This is a genomic window from Actinospica durhamensis (genome assembly GCF_018139695.1).
Taxonomy (GTDB): domain Bacteria; phylum Actinomycetota; class Actinomycetes; order Streptomycetales; family Catenulisporaceae; genus Actinospica; species Actinospica durhamensis.
The window spans coordinates 1-24378 of sequence record NZ_JAGSOG010000119.1; the positions used below are offsets into that span (position 1 = coordinate 1).

Annotated in this window: 23 protein-coding genes; 11 read left to right on the forward strand and 12 right to left on the reverse strand. The window is 72.5% G+C overall.

Annotated elements, in window-relative coordinates; translation table 11 throughout:
- Window positions 1-757: NAD(P)/FAD-dependent oxidoreductase (locus tag KDL01_RS22085; protein WP_212530470.1), on the forward strand; the 757-nt coding region annotated here is incomplete at its 5' end.
- Between the two features lie 111 nt (window positions 758-868).
- On the opposite strand, the gene KDL01_RS22090 is transcribed toward KDL01_RS22085, so the two are convergent.
- The gene (locus tag KDL01_RS22090) at window positions 869-2281 is read right to left on the reverse strand and encodes a glycosyl hydrolase family 28-related protein (protein ID WP_212530471.1); all 1413 of its coding nucleotides are present in this window, start codon (window positions 2279-2281) and stop codon (window positions 869-871) included.
- A gap of 280 nt (window positions 2282-2561) precedes the next feature.
- Between KDL01_RS22090 and KDL01_RS22095 the strand changes: the two genes are divergently transcribed.
- Complete coding sequence (locus KDL01_RS22095) at window positions 2562-2930, forward strand: cupin domain-containing protein (RefSeq protein WP_212530472.1); 369 nt, start codon at window positions 2562-2564, stop codon at window positions 2928-2930.
- 36 nt (window positions 2931-2966) lie between these two features.
- Here the strand turns inward: KDL01_RS22095 and KDL01_RS22100 are convergent, their stop codons facing one another.
- The 3 genes from KDL01_RS22100 to KDL01_RS22110 all read right to left on the reverse strand — a co-directional run bounded on the left by KDL01_RS22100 (window position 2967) and on the right by KDL01_RS22110 (window position 5377).
- Window positions 2967-3911, reverse strand: coding sequence for an ABC transporter permease (locus KDL01_RS22100; RefSeq protein ID WP_212530473.1), 945 nt, complete (start codon window positions 3909-3911; stop codon window positions 2967-2969).
- Window positions 3911-4882 (reverse strand): ATP-binding cassette domain-containing protein, encoded by a 972-nt coding sequence (locus KDL01_RS22105; protein WP_212530474.1) that lies wholly within the window; start codon window positions 4880-4882, stop codon window positions 3911-3913. Before KDL01_RS22105 ends, KDL01_RS22100 begins: the two co-directional genes overlap by 1 nt.
- 81 nt (window positions 4883-4963) lie before the next feature.
- On the reverse strand, window positions 4964-5377 hold the full coding sequence (locus KDL01_RS22110; RefSeq protein ID WP_212530475.1) for a GtrA family protein: 414 nt from the start codon (window positions 5375-5377) through the stop codon (window positions 4964-4966).
- Window positions 5378-5545: 168 nt separating this feature from the next.
- Between KDL01_RS22110 and KDL01_RS22115 the strand changes: the two genes are divergently transcribed.
- The 4 genes from KDL01_RS22115 (at window position 5546) to KDL01_RS22130 (ending at window position 11364) form a co-directional block, all read left to right on the forward strand.
- A complete protein-coding gene (locus KDL01_RS22115) occupies window positions 5546-6796 on the forward strand; it encodes a phosphotransferase family protein (protein WP_212530476.1) in 1251 nt (416 codons plus the stop codon).
- A 207-nt stretch (window positions 6797-7003) separates the two neighbouring features.
- Window positions 7004-8023 (forward strand): tyrosine-type recombinase/integrase, encoded by a 1020-nt coding sequence (locus KDL01_RS22120; RefSeq protein ID WP_438801979.1) that lies wholly within the window; start codon window positions 7004-7006, stop codon window positions 8021-8023.
- 296 nt (window positions 8024-8319) lie between these two features.
- The gene (locus tag KDL01_RS22125; RefSeq protein WP_212530478.1) at window positions 8320-9717 is read left to right on the forward strand and encodes an NAD(P)/FAD-dependent oxidoreductase; all 1398 of its coding nucleotides are present in this window, start codon (window positions 8320-8322) and stop codon (window positions 9715-9717) included.
- A gap of 111 nt (window positions 9718-9828) precedes the next feature.
- Window positions 9829-11364 carry an MATE family efflux transporter gene (locus KDL01_RS22130; RefSeq protein ID WP_212530479.1) on the forward strand — a complete coding sequence of 512 codons (1536 nt, stop codon included), beginning with the start codon at window positions 9829-9831 and terminating at the stop codon, window positions 11362-11364.
- A gap of 25 nt (window positions 11365-11389) precedes the next feature.
- Here KDL01_RS22130 and KDL01_RS22135 read toward each other — a convergent pair whose 3' ends face one another.
- Window positions 11390-11929 (reverse strand): RpiB/LacA/LacB family sugar-phosphate isomerase, encoded by a 540-nt coding sequence (locus KDL01_RS22135; RefSeq protein ID WP_212530480.1) that lies wholly within the window; start codon window positions 11927-11929, stop codon window positions 11390-11392.
- A 72-nt stretch (window positions 11930-12001) separates the two neighbouring features.
- On the opposite strand from KDL01_RS22135, the gene KDL01_RS22140 reads away from it, so the two are divergent.
- Entirely contained in the window at window positions 12002-13093 is a 1092-nt protein-coding gene (locus KDL01_RS22140; RefSeq protein ID WP_212530481.1) for an asparaginase, read from the forward strand.
- A 111-nt stretch (window positions 13094-13204) separates the two neighbouring features.
- Here KDL01_RS22140 and KDL01_RS22145 read toward each other — a convergent pair whose 3' ends face one another.
- From KDL01_RS22145 to KDL01_RS22160, 4 genes are all read right to left on the reverse strand, one after another.
- Window positions 13205-14398, reverse strand: a complete 1194-nt coding sequence (locus tag KDL01_RS22145) for a pyridoxal phosphate-dependent aminotransferase (protein ID WP_212530482.1) — start codon at window positions 14396-14398, stop codon at window positions 13205-13207.
- Between the two features lie 192 nt (window positions 14399-14590).
- The gene (locus KDL01_RS22150) at window positions 14591-15349 is read right to left on the reverse strand and encodes a dioxygenase family protein (RefSeq protein WP_368861628.1); all 759 of its coding nucleotides are present in this window, start codon (window positions 15347-15349) and stop codon (window positions 14591-14593) included.
- A gap of 453 nt (window positions 15350-15802) precedes the next feature.
- Window positions 15803-16570, reverse strand: coding sequence for a class I SAM-dependent methyltransferase (locus tag KDL01_RS22155; protein WP_438801980.1), 768 nt, complete (start codon window positions 16568-16570; stop codon window positions 15803-15805).
- A gap of 308 nt (window positions 16571-16878) precedes the next feature.
- Complete coding sequence (locus tag KDL01_RS22160) at window positions 16879-17265, reverse strand: RNA-binding S4 domain-containing protein (protein WP_212530485.1); 387 nt, start codon at window positions 17263-17265, stop codon at window positions 16879-16881.
- A gap of 79 nt (window positions 17266-17344) precedes the next feature.
- On the opposite strand from KDL01_RS22160, the gene KDL01_RS22165 reads away from it, so the two are divergent.
- A complete protein-coding gene (locus tag KDL01_RS22165) occupies window positions 17345-17998 on the forward strand; it encodes a class I SAM-dependent methyltransferase (RefSeq protein ID WP_212530486.1) in 654 nt (217 codons plus the stop codon).
- Between the two features lie 403 nt (window positions 17999-18401).
- Here the strand turns inward: KDL01_RS22165 and KDL01_RS22170 are convergent, their stop codons facing one another.
- On the reverse strand, window positions 18402-19325 hold the full coding sequence (locus KDL01_RS22170; protein WP_212530487.1) for an arylamine N-acetyltransferase family protein: 924 nt from the start codon (window positions 19323-19325) through the stop codon (window positions 18402-18404).
- 312 nt (window positions 19326-19637) lie between these two features.
- Here KDL01_RS22170 and KDL01_RS22175 point away from each other — a divergent pair, with 312 nt between their 5' ends.
- On the forward strand, window positions 19638-20558 hold the full coding sequence (locus tag KDL01_RS22175) for an aldo/keto reductase (protein ID WP_212530488.1): 921 nt from the start codon (window positions 19638-19640) through the stop codon (window positions 20556-20558).
- A 1-nt stretch (window position 20559) separates the two neighbouring features.
- Here the strand turns inward: KDL01_RS22175 and KDL01_RS22180 are convergent, their stop codons facing one another.
- Complete coding sequence (locus KDL01_RS22180; RefSeq protein WP_212530489.1) at window positions 20560-21195, reverse strand: ribonuclease FAU-1 family protein; 636 nt, start codon at window positions 21193-21195, stop codon at window positions 20560-20562.
- A 100-nt stretch (window positions 21196-21295) separates the two neighbouring features.
- Here KDL01_RS22180 and KDL01_RS22185 point away from each other — a divergent pair, with 100 nt between their 5' ends.
- On the forward strand, window positions 21296-22117 hold the full coding sequence (locus KDL01_RS22185) for an SDR family NAD(P)-dependent oxidoreductase (RefSeq protein WP_212530490.1): 822 nt from the start codon (window positions 21296-21298) through the stop codon (window positions 22115-22117).
- A 33-nt stretch (window positions 22118-22150) separates the two neighbouring features.
- Here the strand turns inward: KDL01_RS22185 and KDL01_RS22190 are convergent, their stop codons facing one another.
- Window positions 22151-23632, reverse strand: coding sequence for a hypothetical protein (locus tag KDL01_RS22190; protein WP_212530491.1), 1482 nt, complete (start codon window positions 23630-23632; stop codon window positions 22151-22153).
- A gap of 272 nt (window positions 23633-23904) precedes the next feature.
- On the opposite strand from KDL01_RS22190, the gene KDL01_RS22195 reads away from it, so the two are divergent.
- Window positions 23905-24318, forward strand: a complete 414-nt coding sequence (locus KDL01_RS22195) for a hypothetical protein (protein ID WP_212530492.1) — start codon at window positions 23905-23907, stop codon at window positions 24316-24318.
- Window positions 24319-24378: the final 60 nt, after the last annotated feature.

The following is a 24378-nucleotide window of genomic DNA, read 5'->3' on the forward strand; positions in this document are numbered from 1 at the left end:
CGTGGTGGGTGCGGGTTTTCTCGGTGCCGAGGCTGCGTCCGTGGTGCGTTCGGCCGGTGTGGAGGTGACGGTGCTGGAGCCGGCTGCGGTTCCGCTCGCGCATGCGGTCGGGCGCCGGGTGGGCGAGGCGGTCGCGAAGGCACACCGGGACCACGGAGTGGACCTGCGTACGGGGGTGGCGGTGGCGTCGGTGGCCGAGGGTGGGGTGCTGCTTGCGAACGGCGAGTGCGTCGAGGCGGACGAGGTGCTGGTGGCGGTGGGTTCGATCCCGAACACCGAGTGGCTGCGCGGCAGTGGCCTGATGCTGCGGGACGGGCTCGTGTGCGACGCGTGCTGCCGGGCGGCCCCGGGTGTGTTCGCGGTGGGTGACGTGGCGCGGTGGCACAACCCTCTCTACGGGGTGGACATGCGCCTCGAGCACCGTACGAACGCATCCGAGCAGGGCGTGGCGGTGGCGCGGAACGTGTTGAATCCGCAGGCGCCCAAGCCCTTCGCGCCGGTGCCGTACTTCTGGTCGGACCAGTTCGACCTGCGAATCCAGGCCCACGGCTACCTGCGCGGCCACGACGCGGTGGCGCTGGTCGAGGGTGACGTGGGCGAACGGCGGTTCGTCGCGGCCTACCGCACCGGCGGATGCCTGGCCGGTGTGCTGGCCATGGGTATGGCGCCGCGGGTGCTGCGGCCCTGGCGCCAGCTCGTCGCGGCCCGTGCGACGTGGGCGGAGTGCGTGCCGATCGACGCGCCGGTGCTCGACTGAAGTGAGCGCTGACGAGAGCTCGGCCGGAATCACCGGCCGAGCTCCCCCGCCGTTAGCGCGTCGGCGCGTCAGCTCATCAGATGAATCAGCCGAATCAACAGAATCAGTCGTTCAGCTCAGCGGTGTCGAGAGCCAGGTGCCGTTGACGCGGATGCAGAGGGTCTTGGCCGTGGTGTTGACGGCCATGGTGCCGTTGGCCGGGGTGGTGGCAAAGGAGGCGTCCGAGACGGTGCCGTTGATCTGGGGTACCGCTCTGCCGGGGGCGAAGACGGTGGGGGCCGTGCCGTTGAAGGCCACGGCGAGGGAGTTGGCGTAGCAGTTGTCGAAGGAGAACGCGCCGGGGGAACTGGCCTGCCAGATGTGGGCGCCGGTCGGTGCGAGCGCGTAGTTGCCGACCACGTTGCGCAGTACGGCGGTGTCGTTCGCGGCCGCGTAGACGGTGACGCCGCTGGCGATGGAGGCGGTGGTGGAGCCGTTGGCGATCAGGACGTTGCTGAGGCTGCTGGCCTGCGCCTGCCAGGTGATCATCGAGGGCGGGTTGGTGCCGGCGGGCGCGGTGTTGGCGAAGTCGTTGGCGTAGCAGTAGATGTCGGTGGCGTGCACGGCGCGGCTCGAGGAGTCCACGGACAGGAACGGCGTGGTGCTCTGGATGCTGGAGGACTCGAACTTGCAGTCGGTCAGGTAGATGCTGTTGACGCCGCTGCTCGACCCGGTGCCGTGGCCGATCGCGAGGGCGCCGGTGCCGAAGGCCTCGAACCGGCAGCCGAGCAGGTGGATCTGGTTGCTGGTGTCCCCGGAATAGCCCCAGGTGCCGCTGGCTGCGGCCGAGCAACGGATCCACATGGCGGGCTGGGTGGTGCTGCCCGCGGTGCCGGTGCAGCCGCCGATGACGACGTTGTAGAAGCGGCTGTCCCAGCATTCGGCGGTGTCGACGCAGATGTCGTTGTTGCTCTGCATCAGCACGTCCCGCACCGTGATCACGTCGCAGTAGTACATCTCGAGCAGCAGGCCGGTGTTGTTTCCCCCGGACAGGCCGAGGTCGCTGATCGTGCAGTACTGGGTGTGGGTGCTGTTGCCCGTGTCGGGGCTCGGTCCGGTGCCGGAGACGGCCAGCAGGGTGCCGGCCGAGTGCTTGAGCAGGGTGCTCGCGTACTGGTTGCTGCCGCGGAGGTTGACGTTGCTGGGCACGGTCAGGCCCACCGCGCTCGCGCCGGGCAGGCTGGTGCCGGTGCGGGCCGCCGGGGTGATCCGGTAGGTGCCCTCCGGGAAGTAGACGGTTCCGCCGGTCGCGGCGGCGGAGTTGAGCACGGCCTGGATGGCGGAGGTGTCGTCGGCCTGTCCGTCGCCGACCGCGCCGAGGAGTTTGACGTTGTACCAGTCCAGGGTGGCGGTGTCCGGGGCTACGGCGGTGGCCGCCTGCGCCGGTGCCGCGCTGACGGCCGCGGCCGCGCCGGCTATGCCGGCGGCTCCGGCGAACAGCGCGCGGCGTCGGGTGGCAGAGTGCTTGTCGGTGTCGATGGCCACGAGAACCCCTCTTCGTTCGTGGCAGCCCGTAGTGAGCATGCGTCGGTTGATGTGTCCCCCGCAAAGATACGCAGAAATGGCAGTTTACGAAGGCCCCTGATTCGCTGCGGCCCCGCATCGCCAGGACGCTGATGACTGATGCCCGAGACGGCCCGAGAGGACGGAGAGTGTCCGCATTTCACCCGAATGGCCGATTGCCCCACCTGGACATCGCCGTCGGACCGGACTTGGCTGGAAAGTGGCTGGAATCGAGAACGCTCACCCTCCTTGGGAGGCACTCATGTCCGGTTTGATACGCAAGAGTCTCGACGAGCCGGACGAGGTGCGGCCGTTCGAGGACGGCAAGGGACACCTCGACCTCGTCAACCTTCCCGTGGCGCCGGTCGGACGCGCCGTGTTCGAGCCCGGCTGGCGCTGGTCCGAGCACGTCAAGCCGATCGCGAAGACCGCCAGCTGCGAGGCCCCGCACACTGGGTACGTCGTCTCCGGGCGCATCACCATCGTGATGGACGACGGGGAGAAGGACACGTTCGGCCCGGGCGACCTCATGGTCATCCCGCCGGGGCACGACGCCTGGGTAGAGGGCACGGAGGCGTGCGTCGTGCTGGACTGGCAGGGCTACGCCGACTACGCCAAGCCCGGGAGCTGACGGGGGCCCGGCCGGGCCGCGTCGGGAGACCGCGCGTCAGGAGACCACCTTGCGGCGGAAGTTGCGCAGGCCGAGGCCGAGGAAGAGCACGAGGAAGCCGATCAGCACCGGGTAGACGATGTACAGGTGCATGTGCGGAGCCTCGGTCAGGGCCGCGCGCATCCCCTCGTTGATGTAGATCAGTGGATTGATCAGGACGATGGTCTGCAGCCAGGGGAACCCGCCGACCTTCACCGGCGCGAGCCTGGTCCATTCGTAGTAGGTGCCGCCGAGGAAGGTGAGCGGCAGCACGACGAAGCCGAACATCAGGCCGATGTTACGTGCCTCGAAGCTGGTGCCGAGCAGCAGGCCGAGTGAGGTCATCGCGACGCAGGACAGCGGGATCAGGGTCAGCACGATCCACCAGTGGAACGAGAGGTCAGCGTGTACGCCGCGCGCGTGCACGACCGCGGCGATCGGGAAGACGATCAGCGCCGAGATCACGCCCTGCGCGGCGCCGGACAGGACCTTGGCGAGCGCGACGAGCCAGATCGGGCAGGGCGCCTGGACCCGGTCCTCGATCTCGCGGGTGTAGCCGAACTCCGCGGACAGCTGCAGCGCCACGGCCTGGATGCCCTGGAACATGATCGTGATGCCGACGACGCCGGGCACCAGCACCGTCGCGAACGCCGACTCCCCGGCCGATCCTCCCCCGCCGCCGATACCCTGGCCGATGGCCGGGAAGACGTACAAGAACACGAACACGAGCAGGAACGGCTGCACGAGCGTGCGCGCGACGAACTCGCCGAAGTTCTTGCGCAACACCGTCAGGTCACGCAGGATCAACGCCCGCAGCGCCGTGCGGGACGCGGCGGCGGTCGAGCGCGTCGGTGTGGTGCGGATCGGGCGCGCGAGCAGGCTCGGGGCGGGGGTGCCGGTGCCCTGCGTGTCCGGCGCGTCTTGCGTCTGGGTGTCCTGCGTTTCCTCGATGGGCGCGGTCATCAGTCCCGCAACTCCTTCCCGGTCAGCCCGATGAACACGTCCTCCAGGCTCGGTTCGGCCACCGACAGGTCGGCCACCTCGAAGCCCGCGGTCTCGGCCGCGGTCACGATCCGGGCGAGCGAGCCGGCCGCGCCGCGCAGGTGCAGTTCGAGGCCGACGCCCGCGGTGCGCACCCGGGTCACGCCCGGGACCTCGGCGCGCAGGGCCTCGCCGAGCGCGTGCAGGTCCCCGGCGGCCTTCATCGTGACGATGGTGTCGGCGTCCACGCCGCGCTTGAGCTCGGTGGGGGTGCCGAGCGCGTGGATCCGGCCGTGGTCCATGATCGCGACGCGTTCGCAGAGCCGGTCGGCCTCCTCCATGTAGTGCGTGGTGAGCAGGATGGTCTGGCCGTCGGCGTTGAGCTCGCCGAGGATCTCCCACAGCGCGAGGCGCGACTGCGGATCGAGCCCGGCGGTCGGCTCGTCCAGGAAGAGCACGGCCGGCCGGTGCAGGATCGCGCGCGCGACCATCAGGCGCTGGGCCATGCCGCCGGAGAGCGCGAACACCGACGCCTTGGCCCACTTGGCCAGGTGGAAACGCTCCAGCAGCCGGTCCGCGCTCTGGCGCGACTCGGGGCGCGGGATGCCGAAGAGCAGGCCGTGGAAGTAGAGGTTCTCCCAGACGGTCAGCTGCCGGTCCAGGGTGTTCTGCTGCGAGACGACGCCGAGCAGCTGTTTCGCCAGGGCGGGGCGGCCCACCACGTCGACCTCGCCGATGTACGCGCGCCCGGAGGTCGGCAGCACCCGGGTGGTGAGCATCCCGACGGTGGTGGTCTTGCCCGCGCCATTGGGGCCGAGCAGGCCGAAGATCTCGCCGGGGCGCACGTCGAGGTCGAGTTGGTCGACGGCGGAGAAGTCGGCTCCGGAGTAGACCTTGGTCAGACGCTCGGTGCGGATGATCCCGGAGGCCGGGTGCGCGGGTGCGTGCTCCACGGGACCAGGCTAGGGCCCGCCGGGGCCAGGTACGCGGTGCGGCGCGCTGAGTTCGCGACCGTATGGGTGGAGACGGGCAGGTCAGGCGGGCCGACGGAAGACCCATTTGGGGAACGCGAGGTAGTTGCCCAGGCCCACGAGCCCGGACGCGAGGGTCTTGGCGATCCGGTAGTCGAGGCCGGCGCCGGCGAGCGCGGGCACGATCGCGGCGGTGGCCAGCAGCCCGATGACGATCACGACGGTGTAGCGGACCAGGGCCGCCCGCGGGGTGGCGCCGTTCGCGGCCTGCGCGAACACCCACTGGCGGCTGAGCGCGAAGTTGATCAGCGAGGCGAGGGCGAACGCGAGCGCGGTGGCGAGCGCGAGCGGCATGCCGGCGCGGCTGTGCAGCAGGATCAGGGTCCCGGTGTCGAGCCCGAAGACGCCGAGCCCGACGGCGCAGTACCGCGCGAACTCGGCGAGCCGCGCCCGCGTGAACCAGTCCGTGGCGCCCATGTGATCTCCCTCGCTGTGCTGCCCGCAATACCTGTACGTGGACGTGTGCGCTCCACGCATATCACGCGCGGGTGAACCGCACGGGGCCGCCAGGTGTGCGCGACGGTTCTGCGGCGTAAGGAGATGCGGCCCGCGCCCTTGTCCCGGGCCTGACGCTAGCCTGACGGTATGACGGTGCGACAGCAGCCGAGCGTCGAGGCGGACGCGGCGGGTGAGACGGATCAGACGGCTGAGGTGCCCAAGAGCGGCGCGAGCGCACACGTGAGCCCGACCCGCCGTGCCCTGGACGACGCCGTGGTGGCGCGCCTGGTCGCGGCGGGACTGCCGGGCGCCGAGGTGGCCGGGTGGGAGCGGCTCAGCGGCGGGGAGTTCGCCGCGGTCGTGCGCGTCTCGCTGCGCGACGGCAACGAGGTCGTGCTCAAGGTCGGGCCCGCCCCCTCCGTCCGGCTGCTGCGCTACGAACACGGGATGATCGGCGCCGAGGCCCGGTACCTCGCGCAGATCGGCCGCGCGCTGCCGGACGCCCCGCTGGCCACGCTCCTGGCCCACGGCGGCAGCGCGGATGCGCCCACGGGCGACGAGTATGCGGACGGGCTCTCGTTCGAGGGCGAGTGGATGCTCACGTCGCTGCTGCCGGGCAAGAACCTGCACCTCTATACCGAACCCGCGGACGCAGCTGATGCCGACGCGTCAGCCGCCGCCGATCCGAGCGCGCCGGTGCGTGAACAGCTCGGGGCGCTGCTCGCGCGCGTGCACACGATCACCTCGCCGGACGGCCGGTTCGGGTACGACGGCGGGGTCCGGCCGCAGGCCGCAACCTGGCCCGAGGCGTTCACCGCGATCATCGAGTCGCTGCTGCAGGACGCGGCGACCTGGGGCGTGCAGCTGCCGGCCTCGCCCGAGCGGATCCGCGCGCTCGTGCGGCGCAACCGGGACGTGCTTGCGCAGGTCGAGCGTGCGGCGCTGGTGCACTTCGACCTGTGGGACGGCAACGTGCTCGCCGCCCCCGGGCCCGACGGCGCGCTGCAGCTGACCGGCATCGTGGACGGCGAACGGTTCCTGTACGGCGACCCGCTGGTCGACTTCGTCTCCCCCGCCCTGGGCCGCCGGATCGAGAACGAGCCGGACCATCCGTTCCTCGCCGGATACCGCGCGGCCAGCGGCGAGCCGGCCCGGTTCACCGACGCCCAGCTGCGCCGACTCGCCCTCTACCGGCTTCACCTCGCGCTGCTGATGTACGTGGAGATGCCCAGCCGAGGCATGGACCCGGTCTCCTTCGCCGGGCGGTGGGAGTGGATCCACGGGCTGCTCATGAACGAGATCGCCCACCTCGAAGCGATGGACACGAAGGCGCCCGACACGAGGGCGACGGACACAGGGGCCGGGAACGCCGCGATCGACGGTACGGAAGGCCTCTGACGTGCGGTGACGCGCCGTCAGAGACAGCGGACGCCGGAATTGTCGGAACCCGCGGGCACAATCGGCACATGAACGCGAACCCAGGCACGGGAATCGGGGATCAACGGGGAAAGAGGTGACGGCATGGACGACGGCGATGGCCGGGACGTGCGCGGTGAGCCCGCCGAAGCCGGCGGGTCGGGGACGGGCACGTCGGTGGCCGGGGGCATGTCGCTCGGGGAGGCCATAGCGGAGTTCCTGCGCTCCCGGGTCGCACTGAAACAGTCCGCGAACACGCTCGCCGCGTATCGGCGCGACCTCGAGGGCGTCGGCGAGCTGCTCGCGCGCCACGGCGGATACGAGGACGCGGACCGGCTGGGCCTGGAGAAGGTGACCGGGCGGGCGCTGCGGGCCGCGTTCGCCGACTTCGCGCAGCCGCGCGCGGCTTCCTCGGTCGGGCGGGCGTGGTCGGTGTGGAACCAGTTCTTCACGTTCCTGGTCGCCGACGAGCTCGCGCCGGGCAACCCGATGGGCTCGGTCGGCCGGCCCAAGGCGCCGCACCGGTACCCGAAGCCGCTGCGCGGCGAGGACACCCCGGAGCTGCTGCTGGCCTCGGCCGCGGCGCCGGTCGACAAGGAGCGGCGGCGCGCGCCCTGGCCGGAACGCGACTTCGCGGTGCTCGCGGTCCTGCTGTGCGCGGGCCTGCGCTCGAGCGAACTGCTGGAACTGGCCGTCTCCAGCCTCGGCGGCCGGCGCGGAGAACGGATCCTGACCGTGCGCGGCAAGGGCGGCAAGGAACGCGCCGTCCCGATCGAACCGGAACTCGAAGCCGTCATCGAGGACTACCTCGCCTCCCGGGCCGCACGCCGCGCCGGGCGGGAGGCGGCACGCAACGAGCCGCTGTTCGTCGGCACCGACGGCGAACGCCTCGGCCGCGGCGCCCTGCAGTACCTCGTCGGCCGGGCCTACCGGGAGGCCGGGGTGTCGGGGCAGGTCCCGACCGGCGCGTCGGTGCACGCGCTGCGCCACACCTTCGCCACCCGCCTGGCCGAGGACGGCGCGAGCGCGGTGGAGATCATGCGGCTGCTCGGCCACGCGTCGCTGACCACGAGCCAGAACTACATCGACGCCACCGCCCGCGAACAGCGCGCCGCGATCCGCGCCTCACGCACCTCGCGCGCGCTGCGGCAGGTCGCCGGAGTCGCCGTGCGGGTGGGAGCGGAGGGCGCGGGCGCCACGGCGGAGTGACGGGGAGACGGGTGGACGTGTGAACGGGCAGAGCCGGGCGGGGGTCGGCAGGCGCGCCGGGGCTGGCGACGCACGCCCGTCACGGCGAGCGTGGCCGCCGTCGGCGTGAGCCTGCGTTGAGTCTGCGCGTCGATGCCGTGTGTGCTGTGTGTGCTGTGTGTGCTGCGGGTTCCCCGGGTGCACGGCTCTCCCCCGTCGGCCTAGCCGGGGCGCGCCCCGAGGTGCGGGCCGGGGCGGGGCGGGCGAGGCTGAAGCCGTAGGGACCACATCACGGCGGAAGTTAGGCGGCGGGAGCGATGACGCAGGCGCAGGCGGCCAGAGTGCCGCGGATCGTCGTGGTGGGGGCCGGGTTCGCGGGCTTGGCCTGCGTACGCCGGCTTGAACGGCGGCTCGGGCCGCGCGAGGCCCGGATCATGCTGGTCGACCCCACCTCGCACTCGCTCTATCTGCCGCTGCTGCCGCAGGTGGCCTCCGGGGTGCTCGGCGCCACCTCCGTCGCGACGCCGCTCGCCCGGCTGCTCAAGCGGACCGTGCGGGTGCCGGGCGGCGCGCTCGGGGTGGACCTGGCCGCGCGCACGCTCTACGTCAAGAAGATCACCGGCGAGGACGAGGCGCTGCGCTACGACTATCTCGTGCTCAGTCCCGGCTCGGTCACCCGTACCTTCGACATCCCGGGCCTGGCCGAGCACGCGCGCGGCATGAAGACGCTCAAGCAGGCGCTGAGCCTGCGCGACCACGTCATCGCGCAGCTCGAACTCGCCGCGTCGGCCGGCACGGCTGAGGAGAAGCGGCGGCGCTGCTCGTTCCTCGTCGTCGGCGGCGGATACGCGGGCACCGAGACCTGCGCGTGCCTGCTGGAGCTGACCAAGACCGCGGCGCGCAAGATACCGGGCCTGCACCCGGACATGATCCGCTGGACGCTCGCGGACCTGGCCGACAAGCTCATGCCGGAACTCGGCGACGAGCTCGGCACCAAGGCCCAGCACATGCTGATCAACCGGGGTGTCGACTTCCGGCTCGGCACGTCGGTCGCGTCCGTGTCCGACGGCGAGGTGAAGCTGACCGACGGGTCGGTGCTGCCGACCGAGACCCTGGTGTGGACGGCCGGGGTGGCCGCCTCGCCGCTGGTGCGCGGGCTCGGCGAGAGCGTGCGCGGCCGGGTCGTGGTGGGCGCGGACCTGCGGCTGCCGGCCTGGGAGGGCGTGTTCGCGCTCGGGGACTGCGCGGCCGTGCCGGACCTGGCCAAGCAGCGCGAGGGCGTGGAGAACGCGGTGTGCCCGCCGACCGCGCAGCACGCGATGCGGCAGGGGAAGGTCGCGGCGGACAACGTCGTGGCCGCGATGCAGGGCCGGCCGCCGCGCGATTACTACCACAAGGACCTCGGCCTCGTCGTCGACCTCGGCGGGCCGCGCGCGGTCGCAAAGCCCCTCGGCATCCCGCTTTCGGGCGTGCCCGCGCAGATCGCGACCCGCGGCTACCACGTGATGGCGATGCCCTCGATGCGGTCGCGGCTGCGGGTGACGGGGAACTGGATCAGCCACGGCGTCGCCGGAGACGACCTGCTGCGGGTGGATCTGGGCGTGGACCGGCCGCGCACGATCGCCGGATACGAGTACACCGACATCTACCCCGACCCCGAGCACATCGCCTCGATCATCGAGGGTCTCGAGTCGGACCGCCGCGAGCAGCTGTGAGCGCACCGCGGTGAGCCCGCGCAGCCCGGCGGCAGGCCGCGGGTGCGGCGAGGGCTGACGGTCCGGCAGGCCACGGCCTCCGGACTGCTCGGTATGGGATGATCCGGAATCGTGGCCCCCACTCCTGACCCCGCCCGCCGGCCGCCGCCCGCGCAGGCCGGGTCGCACGACGCGGCCCGCGCCCACGGCAGCCGTGACGCCGATGACACCGCGCCCGATGCAACACCTCAGGGCCAGGCTCCTGGCGGCGCCGTTTCGTCGGGCGGACCGCCTACGGCCGAGCTGCCCGAGGGTGGGGCCGAGAGCCCGGCGGGCGCCGCGGCCCTCGCGGACGCGGCCCACGTCTCGGCCCGGGAGATCCTCGCGCTCGCGCTGCCCGCGCTCGGCGCGCTGGTGGCCGAGCCGCTGTTCGTCCTTGCCGACAGCGCGATCGTCGGGCACCTCGGCCCGGCCGAGCTGGCCGGCCTCGGCACCGCCGGCGCCGCCCTGAGCACCCTGGTCAACGTCTGCGTCTTCCTCGCGTACGGCACGACCGCGCAGGTCAGCAGGCTGATGGGGGCCGGGCGGCGGCGCGAGGCGCTGGCGCGCGGCGTCGACGGGATGTACCTCGCGGCCGGCCTCGGACTCGTCCTCGGCGTGATCGGCGCCGTGGCCGCGGGCCCGATCGTGCGGGTTCTGGGCGCCACCGCGGCGGCCGCGCCCTCCGCCGAGACGTATCTGCGTGTGAGTTCGGCCGGTCTGCCCGGGATGCTGGTGGTGCTGGCGGCGACCGGGCTGCTGCGCGGGCTGCACGACATGCGCACCCCGCTCGTGGTCGCGGGCGTGGCCGCGGTGGCGAACACCGTGCTGAACTGGCTGCTGGTCTACCCGGCCGGGTGGGGCATCGCGGGCTCGGCGGCCGGAACCGCGGCCGTGCAGACCGGTATGGCCCTGGTCTACGTGCGCTCCGCGCGCCGCGCCTGCCGGGCCGAACACGTCACCCCGCGCCCGCAGTGGCAGTCGCTGCGCGCCTCACTCTCCGCAAACGCGGCCCTGCTCACCCGCACGATCGGGCTGCGGATCTACCTGCTCGCCGGCGTGTGGGCGGCCGGGTCGCTCGGCACGGTCGCGCTCGCGGCCCACACCATCGCCTCGAACCTGTGGTCCACCCTCGCGCTCGCCCTCGACGCGCTCGCCATCGCCGCCCAGGCCCTGGTCGGCCACGAACTCGGCGCCGGGCGCACTCAGGAGGTGCGGGTCGTGGTGGCGCGGATGAACCGGTGGGGCCTGGGGTTCGGCATGATCACGGGCCTCGGGCTGCTCGCGCTCAGCCCGGTGCTCGCCGGAGTGTTCACCGACGACCCGGCCGTGCGCCACGCCCTGATCCCGGCCCTGCTGATCGCCGCGCTGTTCCAGCCCGTCGCCGGAGTCGTGTTCGTCCTGGACGGAGTCCTGATCGGCGCCGGCGACGCCACGTACCTGGCGTGGGCGTCCCTCGCGTGCACGGCGCTGTTCCTCGGCGCCGTCGCGCTGGTGCTCGGGGTCGGCTGGGGCCTGGCCGGGCTGTGGGGCGCGATCGGGATGTTCACGCTCGCGCGCCTGGTGTTCCTGTGGATCCGCGCCCGCGGCACCACCTGGATGCGCATCGGTCCAACCGGGGCACGGTGAGCAGATCCGCCGAGCACGGGCCGGGCTACGGAGCGTCAGGTGTGCCGGGCGCGTCGGCGGCGTCGGGTGTGTCCGCGGTATCGGGGGTGGGTTCGAGCAGGCCGATGGCGGCGAGGTCCTGCGGGTCGATGCTCGGCCCGGCCGCGAACCAGGCCTCGAGGATCTCGGCGAGCACCGGCCCCGAGAGCAGACGCAGGCTCAGGGCCAACACGTTCGCGTCGTTCCAGCGGCGGGCACCGGCCGCGGTGGCGGCGTCCGTGCACAGCGCGGCCCGGATCCCCCGGACCTTGTTCGCCGCGATCGACACGCCCGTCCCGGTCCAGCACGCCACCACAGCCTGCTCCGCCCGCCCCTCGGCCACATCCAACGCGGCCGCCCGCGCATAGGCCGACCACACCGACGCCGCCTCAGCGGCTTCACGCTCGGCCGCGGCGTTCTCGGCGGGACTCTCGGCGGTCGGGGCGAGCGCGCCGTGCACGGTGACCTCGTGCCCGAACTGCTCGAGCAGCGCCGGCAGGAGCGGGGCGACGCCATCGCGGCTGTCGGTGGCCACGGAGATACGCATACGGTGATCCTAAACCCGCGCCCACGCGGCGCGGGAGGCTCTGAACACGGACGGAAACGGAAGAGGTCTGCGATGCCAGGCGAGATCGTGCTCTACACCCTGGGCGGCACCATCGCCATGGCCGGGACGACCCGCGGCCCGGCAGACGGTGCCACGGACGGCGGTGGAGCCGGGGTCGGCAGCACAGTGGTGGCGCGGCTGACCGGCGAGCAGCTGGCTGCGGGCGTGCCCGGGCTGGCGCAGTCCCTGGAGGAGAACGGTGCCACGCTGCGCATCGAGGACGTCTCGCGCACCCCGAGCTCGGATCTGACGTTCGCCCAGATCGCCGACCTGGTACGCCGCGGCGGGGACGCGGTCGCGGCCGGCGCTCGCGGGATCGTGGTGACGCAGGGCACCGACACGCTGGAGGAGACCGCGTTCCTCGCCGACCTGCTCTGGGCGCACGAGGCGCCGCTGGTGTTCACCGGCGCGATGCGCAACCCGACGCTCGCCGGCGCCGACGGCCCGGCGAACCTGCTCGCGGCCGTGCGCGCCGCCGCGTCCCCGGCCGCCCGGGACCTGGGCGTGCTCGTCGCGTTCAACGACGACCTGCACGCCGCCCGCTGGGTCCGCAAGACCCACTCCACCGCGACCGACACCTTCCGCTCCCTGGAGACCGGACCCGTCGGACACCTCGAGGAAGACCGCGTACGCATCCTCACCCACCCGCCGCGACACAAGCCCCTGCCCGCCCCCGGCACCGACGCGCCGCCCCGTGACGCGCTAGGTGTCGACGCACTGGCCGAGGCGTTCGCCGCGGTACGCGTCGCGGTGCACACCGTCGTGCTCGACGAGGACGACGACCTCGCTCTGGCCGCGCTCGCCCCGACCGTGCAGGGCCTGGTCGTCGCCGGATGCGGCGTCGGACACGTACCCGGACGCATCGCCCCGACCCTCGGCGAGCTGGCCGAGCGCATCCCGGTCGTGCTCACCTCCCGCACCGGCGCCGGGCCCGTACTGCGCAACACCTACGGCGCACCCGGCGCGGAAGCCGACCTGCAACGCAGAGGCCTGATCAACGGCGGACGGCTCGACCCGTACAAGGCGCGGATCCTGCTGCGCGTCCTGCTGGCGGGCGGAGCCGACCGGAACCAGATCGAGGCCGCGTTCGCCGAGCGCGGATGACCGGACAACCGACGGCCTGATGGCGGTCGACGAGGCACCGGCCGGAGTCGGGCTGCGGCTGCGGCAGTGATCCGGCCCGCGCCCGTGCCTGGGCTTTGAGGCCCAGCGGTCTCAGTGGGCGAGCGCCTTGAGCCGCGAGGCGGCCTCGGCCAGCACCTCGGGCCGCTTGCAGAACGCGAAGCGCACGTACGGGGCGCCCGCGGCGCGGTGGTCGTAGAAGACCTGGCTCGGGATCGCCACCACGCCCGCGCGGTGTGGCAGCGCCCGGCAGAACGCCTCGCCGTCCGCGCCCTCGGGCCCGGGCAGGCCCAGCGGGCGGATGTCCGCGGTCAGGAAGTACGTGCCCTGCGTGCGCATCACCCCGAACCCGGCGTCCGCGAGCGCCGCGGCCAGCAGGTCGCGCTTGGCCTGAAGGTCCGCGGTGAACGCGGTGAAGTAGGCGTCCGGCAGCGCGAGCGCCTCGGCCACCGCGTACTGGAACGGGCCGGCGCTGACGTAGGTGAGGAACTGCTTGGCCGTGCGCACCGCCGTGGTCAGCGCCGGGCTCGCGCACACCCACCCGACCTTCCAGCCCGTCACCGAGAACGTCTTGCCGGCCGAGGAGATCGCGACCGTGCGCTCCCGCATCCCGGGCAGGGAGGCCAGGCTCTGGTGCACCGCGCCGTCGAACACGAGGTGCTCGTAGACCTCGTCGGTCACCGCGAGCAGGTCGCGCTCCACACACAGCCGCGCGATCTCGGCCAGCTGCTCCGGCGGCAGCACCGCGCCGGTCGGGTTGTGCGGGGTGTTGAGCAGGATCAGCCGGGTGCGCGGAGTGACCGCGTCGCGCAGCTCGTCGAGATCGAGCACGAACCGGTCCCCGACCGGACGCAGCGTCACCGGCACCCGGCGCGCCCCGGCCATCGCGATGCACGCCGCGTACGAGTCGTAATACGGCTCGAGCGCGATCACCTCGTCGCCCGGCTCGAGCAGCGCCAGCATCGCCGCGGCGATCGCCTCCGTCGCCCCGGCCGTCACCAGCACCTCCCGGTCCGGGTCGTAGACCAGCCCGTACCAGTGCTCCCGGTGCGCCGCGACGGCCCGGCGCAGCTCCGGGATCCCCGGCCCAGGCGGGTACTGGTTCCCGCGCCCCTCGGCGATCGCGCGCCGCGCCGCCTCGAGCACCGGAGCCGGCCCGTCGGTGTCGGGAAAGCCCTGCCCCAGATTGATCGCGCCGGTCTCCACCGCGAGCTGTGACATCTCCGCGAAGATGGTCGTACCGAACTCGGCGAGACGGCGGTTGAGCAGCGGACGGTCGGCGGTCACGGTCTCCAGGCTCCCTTACGCGCACGGCGGGCGGCGATACCCGCCCACCCTAGCGCCAGCCGCAACACCCCCGCCCTCGGCGCGGGCCGCCGCCGCACGGCACGGACGCGGCTCCGCGCCGGCCCGGCGTGACCGCCCCTGGGGCGACCGCCTCCGGGATGAGTGCCGCGGCTACCTCAGCGGATCAACCGATCAGCCGAGCTGGATCGAGCGCTTGGCCAGCCCCATCCAGAACCCGTCGATCACGCTGCGCTGCGTCCCCAAGTCCGCCTCCCCGGCCCCGAGCGTGACGAACAGCGGCGCGAAATGCTCCGTGCGAGGATGCGCCGCCTGCGCGGCCGGAGCCCGGTGCTCGAAGTCGAGCAGCGCGTCGATCTCACCCGCGTCCAGCGTCTCGCGGCCCCACGCGTCGAACTCGGTCATCACCGACGCCACCTGCCCGTCCCGGGACAGGGCCCTGAGGTTGTGCGTGAAGAACCCGCTGCCGACGATCAGCACCCCGGCATCGCGCAACGGCGCGAGCTTGCGCCCGACCTCGAACAGCGCCACCGGGTCCAGGCTCGGCAGCGAGATCTGCAGCACCGGCACGTCCGCGTGCGGATACATCTCCACCAGCGGCACGTACGCCCCGTGGTCGAGCCCCCGGTCCGGCACGTCCTGCACCGGCTGCCCCGCCGTACGCAGCAGCGCCCGCACCTGCTCGGCCAGCTCCGGCGCGCCTGGCGCCGCGTATTCGACCTCGTAGTAGTGCCGCGGGAAGCCCCAGAAGTCGTAGACCAGCGGCACCGTGCGCACCGCCCCGAGCGCCAGCGGCGCGTCCTCCCAGTGCGCGGAGACCATCAGCACCGCCCTCGGCCGCGGCAACGCCGCCGACCACGCCGCCAACTGCCCCGGCCACACCGGATCGTCGGCCAACGGCGGCGCCCCGTGACTCAGATACAGCGCGGGCATCCGCCCCGACGCGGGCACGTGCGGAACCGGAGGGACGACGGTGGTGTGGCGCACGGACTCGGACTCGCTCATGCCTCCGACGGTAGCCGACGCCGCCCGACCCCGCGCGTGCCGTTACGCGCTCCGGGCCCACGGGCACCGTTTCCTCGCCGGATGGGTCGGGATTGATGCATCGTCGCGCCGGCGCCTTTCCTCCGTCCGTCGGCCCGCATGCGGCACCCAGCCGCCCCACAGATGCCCCTCAGCCGCCCCGCTGCCCTCTGATGCCAGACCCGGCTCGCCCGGGGCCCGCTCGACCCGCCGCTGCTGTCGTCCTGCCTGCACACCGCCGACCATCACCGTCGAGCGCGCCCGCGGCCGCGTCAGCCACCATCGGCTTCGCTCACAGACTTCGACCGACTTCGGCTGACGCCGCGGTCACTCGCGTCCTGACCGGCCATCTGATCTGCGGTCTTACCCGCCTTCTGCACTATCGCCTGAGCTGCGGCGACGGGCCATGAGATGCGTCAGGGCCGCGATGGCTCGGTACGGGTCCGTCCGGCCCGCACGCTCCTCGCACTCGAGCAGCAGCGCGAGCTCATCCGGGTCTGCAGGCACCGGCGCGTCGTCGGCCGCGTAGTCGGTCAGCACCCTGACGCCGTACCAGGCCTCGACGTCCAGACCGCGCTCGGCGAGTTGCGCGGTCAACTCCTCACGCCGGTCCGCCCGCGCGTCCACGCCGAGCCGGTTGCGGTAGCCCGACCCGTCGAACGCCGCAGCCGCCACCGTCCAGTCCCCGGCGAACCCAGGCCGCAGTGCCGTCGCGTCTCCGTTGCGTACCAACAACGAAAGCAGCCCGCCCGGCACCAGTACCCGTGCGACCGAGTCGAGCAGCGGCCCCGGATCGGCGAGGTACATCAGCACGCCGTGACACAGCACCACGTCGAACGCACCCGGCCCGAAGCGGTCGGCCGCCTCCGTCACCTCGCCCCGCACCAGCGCAACCCGAGTGCGCACGGCCTCGTCCTCGGCATCCAAGGCACGAGCGAAGTCCGCGAGCATCGGCTCGGAGCCATCGAGGCCCGTCACCGCGTAGCCCGCCCGCGCCAGGCGCAGCGCCTGCGTGCCCTGCCCGCACCCGAGATCAAGCACCCGCACCCGCTGTACCCCGTCAGCCTCAGCCTCGGACGCATCCGCAGCCGTGGCCGCAGGGAGGGTGCCGTCCGCCCCCACAGGACCAATTCCAGCCCGCCCGGTCGTTCCCCCGAAGACGGTAGCTGCCCCGCCTTCTTCAGTGGCTGCGGCTGCCGTCTCGGCCCCGCGCGCGAGGCCGAGCGTGTCCGGCCGGACGTCCGGAGCAGGCAGATGTGCGGCGAGCTGACGTGCCACCAGTTCCTGACGCACCGTCTGGCGCAGCGTCCCGAGTTGGGAGAGCCAGCTAGCCGCCACCGGACTGAACATGTCCGCCGACGCGGAGGCCGAGGCCGAGGCCGATGGCGAGGCGGACGCCGCCATGCCCCGATCCCCGGCCGTGGCCCGATCCCGGGGCATCACCGGTCGCGCAGACGGTCGATGTCGCGCCGCTCGCGCTTGGTCGGGCGTCCCGCGCCCCGGTCACGGATCGCGACCGGGCCGGCGAACTCGCGTGGCGGGGGCGGCGGGCTCTGGTCGGAGTAGCACTCGGCCGCAGCCGGCGGACCCACCCGTTTCGAGATCAGCCGCGTCACGGTCACCACGCGCTCCCAGCCGTCCGAGCGGCGCACCCGGATCTGGTCGCCGATCTTGATCGACTGCGCGGGCTTGACCTTCTCCCCGTTCACGCGCACGTGCCCGCCCTTGCAGGCGTCCGAGGCCTGGGAGCGGGTCTTGGCCAGGCGCACCGACCAGATCCACGCATCCAGGCGCACGCTGCCCGATGCCCCGACGTTCTCGACCATGCCAGCGACGTTACCCGATCCGGCCGATCCGCCGGAAAAATATCGCGAGCCGGACCCGCCTCAAGCCTAGGATCCCGCCATGGACTGGAACACCTGGCACGACCGGTACGACAATCCCGACTCCCCGTTCGTCGGCCGCCTCGAGACCATCCGCACGTGCATACGGATCGCCCTCGACGAAGCCCCGCCCGGCCCGCTGCGCGCGGTCAGCGCCTGCGCGGGTCGGGGCCTAGACCTGATCCCCGTGCTCGCCGAGCACCCGCGAGGCCGCGACGTACGCGCCCGCCTGGTCGAGCTCGACCCCGACAACGCCGACCACGCCCGCGAACTTGCCGCCGAGGCCGGACTGACCGACGTCGAGGTCGTCACCGGCGACGCCGCCCTGACCGACCACTACATTGACCTCGCCCCCGCACACCTGGTGCTGCTGTGCGGCATCTTCGGCAACGTCGTGCCCGCCGACATCGAACGCACGGCACGGATCTGCTCGGCCCTGTGCGCCCGCGGCGGCACGGTGATCTGGACTCGCGGACGCAAGGCCGACCCCGCGCTCTTTCCCCACATCGAGCGATGGTTCGCCCGCGAGGGCTTCGAAGAGGTCTTCGTCACCCCCGAGGACATCGACCTCGCCGTCGCCGCGCACCGCCGTACCGAGGAGCCCACCGTGCTCGAACCCGCACAGAGCATGTTCGAGTTCATCGGCTACGACGTCCTCTACCCACGTCCGGCATAACCGCGCGCGCCTCACCCACAGACGTCCGCGGCACCGGCGGCCCCTGCTGCACCCACTCACCTGCCCACTCGCGGACGCGGCCCGAGCCGCAGCCGCAGCCGCAGCCGCAGCCGCAGCCGCAGCCGCAGCCGCCAGCAGACGCAGATGAGCGGTGCAGCAGGTCCCGCAGGTGCAGGCACAGTGACGTCCGCACCCGCACCGCCGTGACCGCAACCACGCCGCCCAACCACACCCTCGGGTCAGACGCGGGCGCCACCACCGCCTCAGGCACAGCCCACTCCCGTGTGCCGCGCCGCCTGCATCGCACGACCCTCGGCATACGACGGAACCGACCTCCGACGCACGACGGAACGGCGAGCCATCAGCCCGGCATCAGAACAGCGGCGTCAGACCGTGGCCCGCATCACTCAGCCGTCGAGTCGTCCGGAGCGTCCGACTCCTCGCTCCGCCCGCTCGCCGCCGCGAGCCATGCGGCGTGCGAGGACGCCAGGCGGCCCCAGAGCCGTTCCCGGGCGGCGGCGTCGACGTCCGTCAGCGGCAGGCCGAACTCCTCGGCCGCGCACGCGAACCACTCGCCTGCCGTCTCGAGCGTCCGCTTCTGCCTGCCTTCGCCGTCCACGCGCTCGTAGACCAGGCCCCGCAGGGTCAGCGTCGCGTCGGGCGCGCGCCGCTGCAGGAGGCACACCCGCACGAACCCCGAGTCAGGGCTCGTCGAGAGCTGCTCGTGTGCAGCGGAGAACGCGCTCCAGTGCACCGGCTCGGGCGCGAACACCATCGCCGGCACGCTCGCCTTCGAGTCGTGCAGGAACAGCCAGCCGCCCGGCCGCTCTGCCCACGGCTCGAGCCGGTAGGTGAACGGCCCCTGCACCGACGCGCCTTCGCGCAGCGGCATCGGCTCGTAGAGCCCGTCGCCGAGCCCGACGTCCACCAGCCACCGTTCGCCCTCGCACGCCACCACCAGCACCTGGTGGTTGACCTCGAGTTCCGTCCGCTCCGGCGGCGCGGACTGACCGCACACCTCGCCGAGGTGGCGCGTGGCGCTGTAGCCGAGGTGTTGCAGCAGCGTCCCGAACGCCCCGTTGAGGTGGAAGCAGTACCCGCCGCGACCCCGGACGATCCGCCCGATCGACTCGTCCGGATCCGCGCTCGTGGCCCGTCCCAGCTGAATCTCCAGGTTCTCGTACGCCACCCGCTCCGCGTGCGCGCGGTGCAGCGCGAAGAGCGCCTCAAGGCTCGGGTGGTGGCCTGACCGGGGGGCCAGGCCCAGCCGGGCGAGGTAGCCGTCATAGCGGTCGGTGCCGGTGTTCACGATGTTCGCGGTCTCCACCCGCCCGAGCCTACGGGCAGGTGCCGACACGCCCGCCGGTTCCGGGGCGCCGGCGGATTTGACACGTATTCAGGCGTCTTCACTCTTGAGTTGTTCAGTTGTGCTCTGCATGGCCTGTACGGAGACGGGCCGCGGTGTGCGTGCGGACGAGGCAGGTGCACCGGGTGTCTACACATGGATCAACGACCCGTGTTCCGCGCGAGTTCCCTGACGGCATGTGAGATTTCATGCTGTCGCAGATGCTGGCAGAACGGCCCGCCACCTGCGCATACTGCCGTGCCCCCTGATGTCACGCGGAAGGATGAGAACCGTATGCAGTCGGACACCTGGATGCTCGGGGATATGGCAGTCTCGCGGATCGGGTTCGGCGCGATGCGCCTGACCGGCAGCACAGCCTTCGACGACCGCGACGCCGTACCGAGCGACCGGGCCCGGGTCACCGCCGTGCTGCGGCGCGCGGTGGAACTCGGCGTCAACCACATCGACACCGCCGCCTTCTACTTCTCTCCCCTGCGCTCGGCGAACGAGCTGATCAACTCGGCGCTCGCCCCCTACGCCGACGACCTGCTGATCGCCACGAAGGTCGGTCCGGCCCGCGATGCCTCGGGCGCGTCCTACGCCGCCCGGCCCGACCAGTTGCGCGGGCACGTCGAGGCGAACCTGCGCCAGCTCGGCCGCGACCACCTCGACCTGGTCTATCTGCGTCGCATGACGCAGAGTTCGATCGCCGAGCACTTCGGGGCGCTCGCCGAGCTGCGCGAGGCCGGGCTCGTGCGCCACCTCGGGGTCTCCTCCGTCAGCCTCGACCACCTCGCCGAGGCGCAGGCCATCGCGCCGGTCGTGGCCGTACAGAACCGGTTCAGCGTGGACGTGCACCCGGGCTGCGACGTGCTCGAGGCGTGCGGCGCGCAGGGCATCGCGTTCGTACCCTACTTCGCGATCGCCGGCTCGAAGCGCGAGGCCGGCGCCGACCCGGCCGGCGCACAGGACGAACGCATCCAGCAGGTCGCCCGTGTGCACGGTGTCACCGCGGCGCAGGTCCGCCTGGCGTGGACGCTCGCGCACGGCCCGCACGTGCTCGCGATTCCCGGCACGGGCGATCTGGCGCATCTCGAGCAGAACATCGCGGCCGGTCGGCTGCGGCTGAGCGGCGAGGATCTCGCCGCGCTCGAAGGCGTCGGCGACGGCGAGAGCACTGGCACCGGCGGCGCCGCGGCAGGCAACCGGGGCTGAGCTACGGCAGGGTGGGGTCCGGCCAGGCCGGCTGCGGGAGCCAGGGGCCTGCCGCAGCCTCGCCGAACAGGCCGGAGCGCGACTCGATGAGCGCGATCGCCTCCTCGCGGGCGGCTTGGACGGCTCGGTGCTCGACGTCGTCGATCAGGCCGAGCCGTCGGCCGTGTGTGTATTCGTCCTCGTCCTTCCAGCGCCACGTGCCGTCCGGGTCCACGACCAGGTCGACGAGCAGGTCGAAGGTGTCCCAGCCGGTCGCGTGCCACAGCGGCGGGCGCTCGAAGTTGACGTACCAGGCCCGTAGCGCGCCGTCGGGACCGTAGTGGCGTCCGACGGTGAACCAGCGGCCGCTCGACCGCTGGGTGACGAGCGCGTTGATCTCCCAGACCCACGGGGCGAGCTGCCAGGTCCCGGCGGCGAGCGCCTCGAGGACCGCGGTGCGCATCACCGGCTCTCCGCCGCGCCGGGCGGCGGCGATGTCGGCCGCGGCCTGGACGACCACGCCCGGCCACAGCGCCGTCAACACGCCGTCAGGGCCCGACTCCAGCACCCGCATCGGGGACTCGGTCCAGACACGGTCGCGGAACACGTCGCGGCGCACGGCCGTCGTGCCTGGGCGCAGGAGGGGTACGTCGTTCACGGCGCCATCCAAGCAGACGCGGCCGGGCCGCCGCCGCGCGTCGGTTGCGTTCGGCGTAAACCGGTGGTGCTGTGGCGGCGTGGTTCGGCAGGATCGGCCCGTGATCGATCCTGGGCTTGAGGGCCGTGTGGCGCTGGTGACCGGTGCGAACCACGGCATCGGTGCGGCGGCGGCCGAGGCACTGGCCGCGCAGGGCTGTGCGGTGGCGCTGACCTATCTGCGGCTGGACCCGGCCGCCCATCAGGGCGCTGCGTATCCGCCCGAGTACGGCCGGGCGCGGGCGCAGAGCGCGGACGAGGTGGTCGCGCGGATCCGGGACGGCGGGGGCCGCGCGGCATGTCTGGAGGCGGACCTGACCGATCCGGCGGCGCCGGCGCGGCTGTTCGACTGGGCCGAGTCCGTGTTCGGCCCGGTGGAGATCCTGGTGAACAACGCCAGCGGCTGGCTCCCCGACACCTTCCTGCCCGCGGCGGCCGACCGGTTCGGGCGGCGGCTGCGCCCGGTGGAGGCGGCCGGGTACGAGCAACAGTTCGCCGTGGACGTGCGCGCACCGGCGCTGCTGATCGCACAGTTCGCCCGCCGGCACGTCGAGCGGGGCGGGGACTGGGGACGTGTCATCGGGTTAACGTCCGGCGGTGCGGGCGGGTTCCCGGAGGAGGTCTCCTACGGCGCGGCGAAGGCGGCGCAGGAGAACTACACGATGTCCGCGGCGCAGGAGCTCGGCCGGTTCGGGATCACCGCGAACCTGGTCAAGCCCCCGGCGACCGACACCGGCTGGATCACCCCGGCCGTCGCGCGCGCCGCACTCGACGCCAGCCCGCTGCGGCACGTCGCGCAGCCCGACCACATCGCCGAGGTGATCACGTTCCTCGCCTCTGCGCAGGCCCGGCACGTCACCGGCCAGATCATCGCGGTCTCCTGACGCCGCGACAGCTCTGGCTCTTGGCCACTACAACTAGAGCCCTGTCGCGTCGAGGATGTGACCCATCACGGGCACGGGCAGGCTCGGATTGGCGGCGGCCCCCGCGACCAGCGTGGCGTCGTCGGCACCCAGCAGTACGATCAGACAGTCCGCAGGAAGCGCGCGGTTGGCTGCTGCGCGGCGCCGCACGCCGGGATCGTCGTCACGCAGCAGTGCCTCGATCGCCGCGACCGGCAGTCCAGCGTGGTCCGCGACCTGCTCACGGTGGGTGGAGTCGGCCGAGCGGGCCAGCGCGGCCGCGGCGTCGGCGGGAAAGTTCGCGTGCGCGATCATGTCCCAGCGGCTGAAGCTGTGCCATTGTCCGACGATTTCCGCCAGCAGCCATCCGGGCGCGGAGGGCTGGCGTTCGCACACGAACAGCCGCACCGCGAAGCTCTCGTCGCGGGCAAGGATCGCGATGATCTCATCGGACAGGTCGGAGCGCAGCGTCAGACTCTTGCGCAGGATCTGATGGCGACTCCGGGCGATGTCCAGCCTGTCGCGTTCGGGCAGGTCGGCGTCCGCCACCCAGCGGACAATCTCGTAACTGCCGTCGTCGTATTCGACGGGGATCGACTCGCGCAGCACCGGATCGAGGTCCCGGCGTGCCACGACCGCCGCGCGCACCTCGTTGTGCGGATCGTGCGCGAGCGCGGCCACGTGCACGGACGGGAGCGTGGGGTTGGCCGCGACGGCCGCGCGCAGCTTCGGGGAGGCCAGGAAACGGCTGGTCAGATCGGCGTCCAGGTCGGCGACGGCAGAGATCTGCTCGAGTAGAGGTAGGGCTCGGCCGCTCTCGTCCGCCGGCGTGTCGTCGATGCCGGCCAGCAATGCGTGCGCCGTGTGTGTTGGCAGTGGGGCATCAAGGAACTGCAGAAGCAGGCTGCGTTCCCAGGCGTCGGTGATTCGGTCGAGCAGCGCGTCGAGGTAGTCGAGGGGTGGCGCATGCCATTGCGCGGCCGCGATGGCGGCCGTGTGCGCGTCGTCATCATCGAGGAGCGCAACGCGCAGGTCCAGCGGCAGGTGGCGGTTGCGGGCCAGCGCCTGGCGCACTTCCGGCTCAGGGTCGCGGGCCAGCAGTGCGTAGACCTCACGTGTCAGCGGCGGCGGAATCTTGCGTCCGTGAACGCCGACGGTGGTGAAGTACTGGGCGCCCTTCGCAACGCCTGCGCGCACCTGCGGGTCGGCGTCGGCAGCGAGCACGGCCTGCACATCGGCGGACAGGCACGGGTTCGGCGCCAGCTCTCTCCGCAGACGCACGTCGTCGTCCGCGGCGAACAGCGCCGCGATCTGCGGGGGAAGGTCGCGGCGTCGGGCCAGGAGGAACCGGATGCTGTCTTCCGCGGCCGTCAGACGCGACAGCACCTCCGGCGGCGCGGCCGGGTTGTCGGCCAATCCGCGCAGCATCCGTCCGCTCAGGCGTGATCGCGCGAAGGCGGGCAGGGCGGTGGCGGGGTTGGGCGTGGGGGCAGGCATCGGCCTATGGTGGCAGGGGCCTGCTGCGGCCGTCGCGCGCTTTTCCACCGCCTGGGTCAACGAGACTGGCACTCCGCTCGCACTGCCTCACCGTCGCCGCAGGCGCGTACGCACCTATAAAGGCGTGCTCCGCGGGCGTGATGGTGGCGCGGGCCTTGGCTTGGCGTTGGCGCTGGCATCAGAAATCTGAAAAACTCGGTTGAACGAGCGGCCGAGCGCGGTGTCGGGTACTGCGACACCGGTGCCGCCGGATCGGAGAGAGAGGCCACCCCGTGGACCCGTTGACGTTCCTGCTCCCCGGCACCCAGTCCTTGGTCAGCACGATCCTGGCCGAGGGGTGGACGCAGACGCGCGCCGCGCTGGCCCGGAAGTGGAGCAAGAAGGGCACGATCAGCCAGGACGCCGCCGAGCAGGAACTCGAGCGCGGGCACGAACTGTCCCTGGAGGTCGCCGGCGGGGATGAGGCCGATACCGATGGGCGCCGGGCGCTGCTCGAGGCGTACTGGACCGGCTATCTCGCCGGGCTGTCCGCCGGGCACGCCGATCTGCTCGACGCTATCCGCGAACTCGGCGCGGCACGCGAGGCCGGCGATTCGACCCCGGCGCCGTCGCGGGGCTCAGAAGGTGTCCCGCTTCTTCCGTGGCTCGGCTCGTCTCGCCTGATGGTCAGTCAGGCGGCAGTGTGAAGGCTCCTGTTACTGGTGGTGTTCTCTACGCAACACCGGTCTCAGGAGCCTTCCGTGTCA

Excerpts from the sequence above, each read along its gene's own strand:
- KDL01_RS22120 (WP_438801979.1), top strand. The coding sequence starts at position 7,004 with ATGTCGCTCGGGGAGGCCATAGCGGAGTTCCTGCGCTCCCGGGTCGCA.
- KDL01_RS22175 (WP_212530488.1), top strand. The coding sequence starts at position 19,638 with ATGCAGTCGGACACCTGGATGCTCGGGGATATGGCAGTCTCGCGGATC.
- KDL01_RS22095 (WP_212530472.1), top strand. The coding sequence starts at position 2,562 with ATGTCCGGTTTGATACGCAAGAGTCTCGACGAGCCGGACGAGGTGCGG.
- KDL01_RS22160 (WP_212530485.1), bottom strand. The coding sequence starts at position 17,265 with ATGGTCGAGAACGTCGGGGCATCGGGCAGCGTGCGCCTGGATGCGTGG.
- KDL01_RS22140 (WP_212530481.1), top strand. The coding sequence starts at position 12,002 with ATGCCAGGCGAGATCGTGCTCTACACCCTGGGCGGCACCATCGCCATG.
- KDL01_RS22125 (WP_212530478.1), top strand. The coding sequence starts at position 8,320 with ATGACGCAGGCGCAGGCGGCCAGAGTGCCGCGGATCGTCGTGGTGGGG.
- KDL01_RS22100 (WP_212530473.1), bottom strand. The coding sequence starts at position 3,911 with ATGACCGCGCCCATCGAGGAAACGCAGGACACCCAGACGCAAGACGCG.
- KDL01_RS22115 (WP_212530476.1), top strand. The coding sequence starts at position 5,546 with ATGACGGTGCGACAGCAGCCGAGCGTCGAGGCGGACGCGGCGGGTGAG.
- KDL01_RS22165 (WP_212530486.1), top strand. The coding sequence starts at position 17,345 with ATGGACTGGAACACCTGGCACGACCGGTACGACAATCCCGACTCCCCG.
- KDL01_RS22135 (WP_212530480.1), bottom strand. The coding sequence starts at position 11,929 with ATGCGTATCTCCGTGGCCACCGACAGCCGCGATGGCGTCGCCCCGCTC.
- KDL01_RS22190 (WP_212530491.1), bottom strand. The coding sequence starts at position 23,632 with ATGCCTGCCCCCACGCCCAACCCCGCCACCGCCCTGCCCGCCTTCGCG.
- KDL01_RS22110 (WP_212530475.1), bottom strand. The coding sequence starts at position 5,377 with ATGGGCGCCACGGACTGGTTCACGCGGGCGCGGCTCGCCGAGTTCGCG.
- KDL01_RS22150 (WP_368861628.1), bottom strand. The coding sequence starts at position 15,349 with ATGCCCGCGCTGTATCTGAGTCACGGGGCGCCGCCGTTGGCCGACGAT.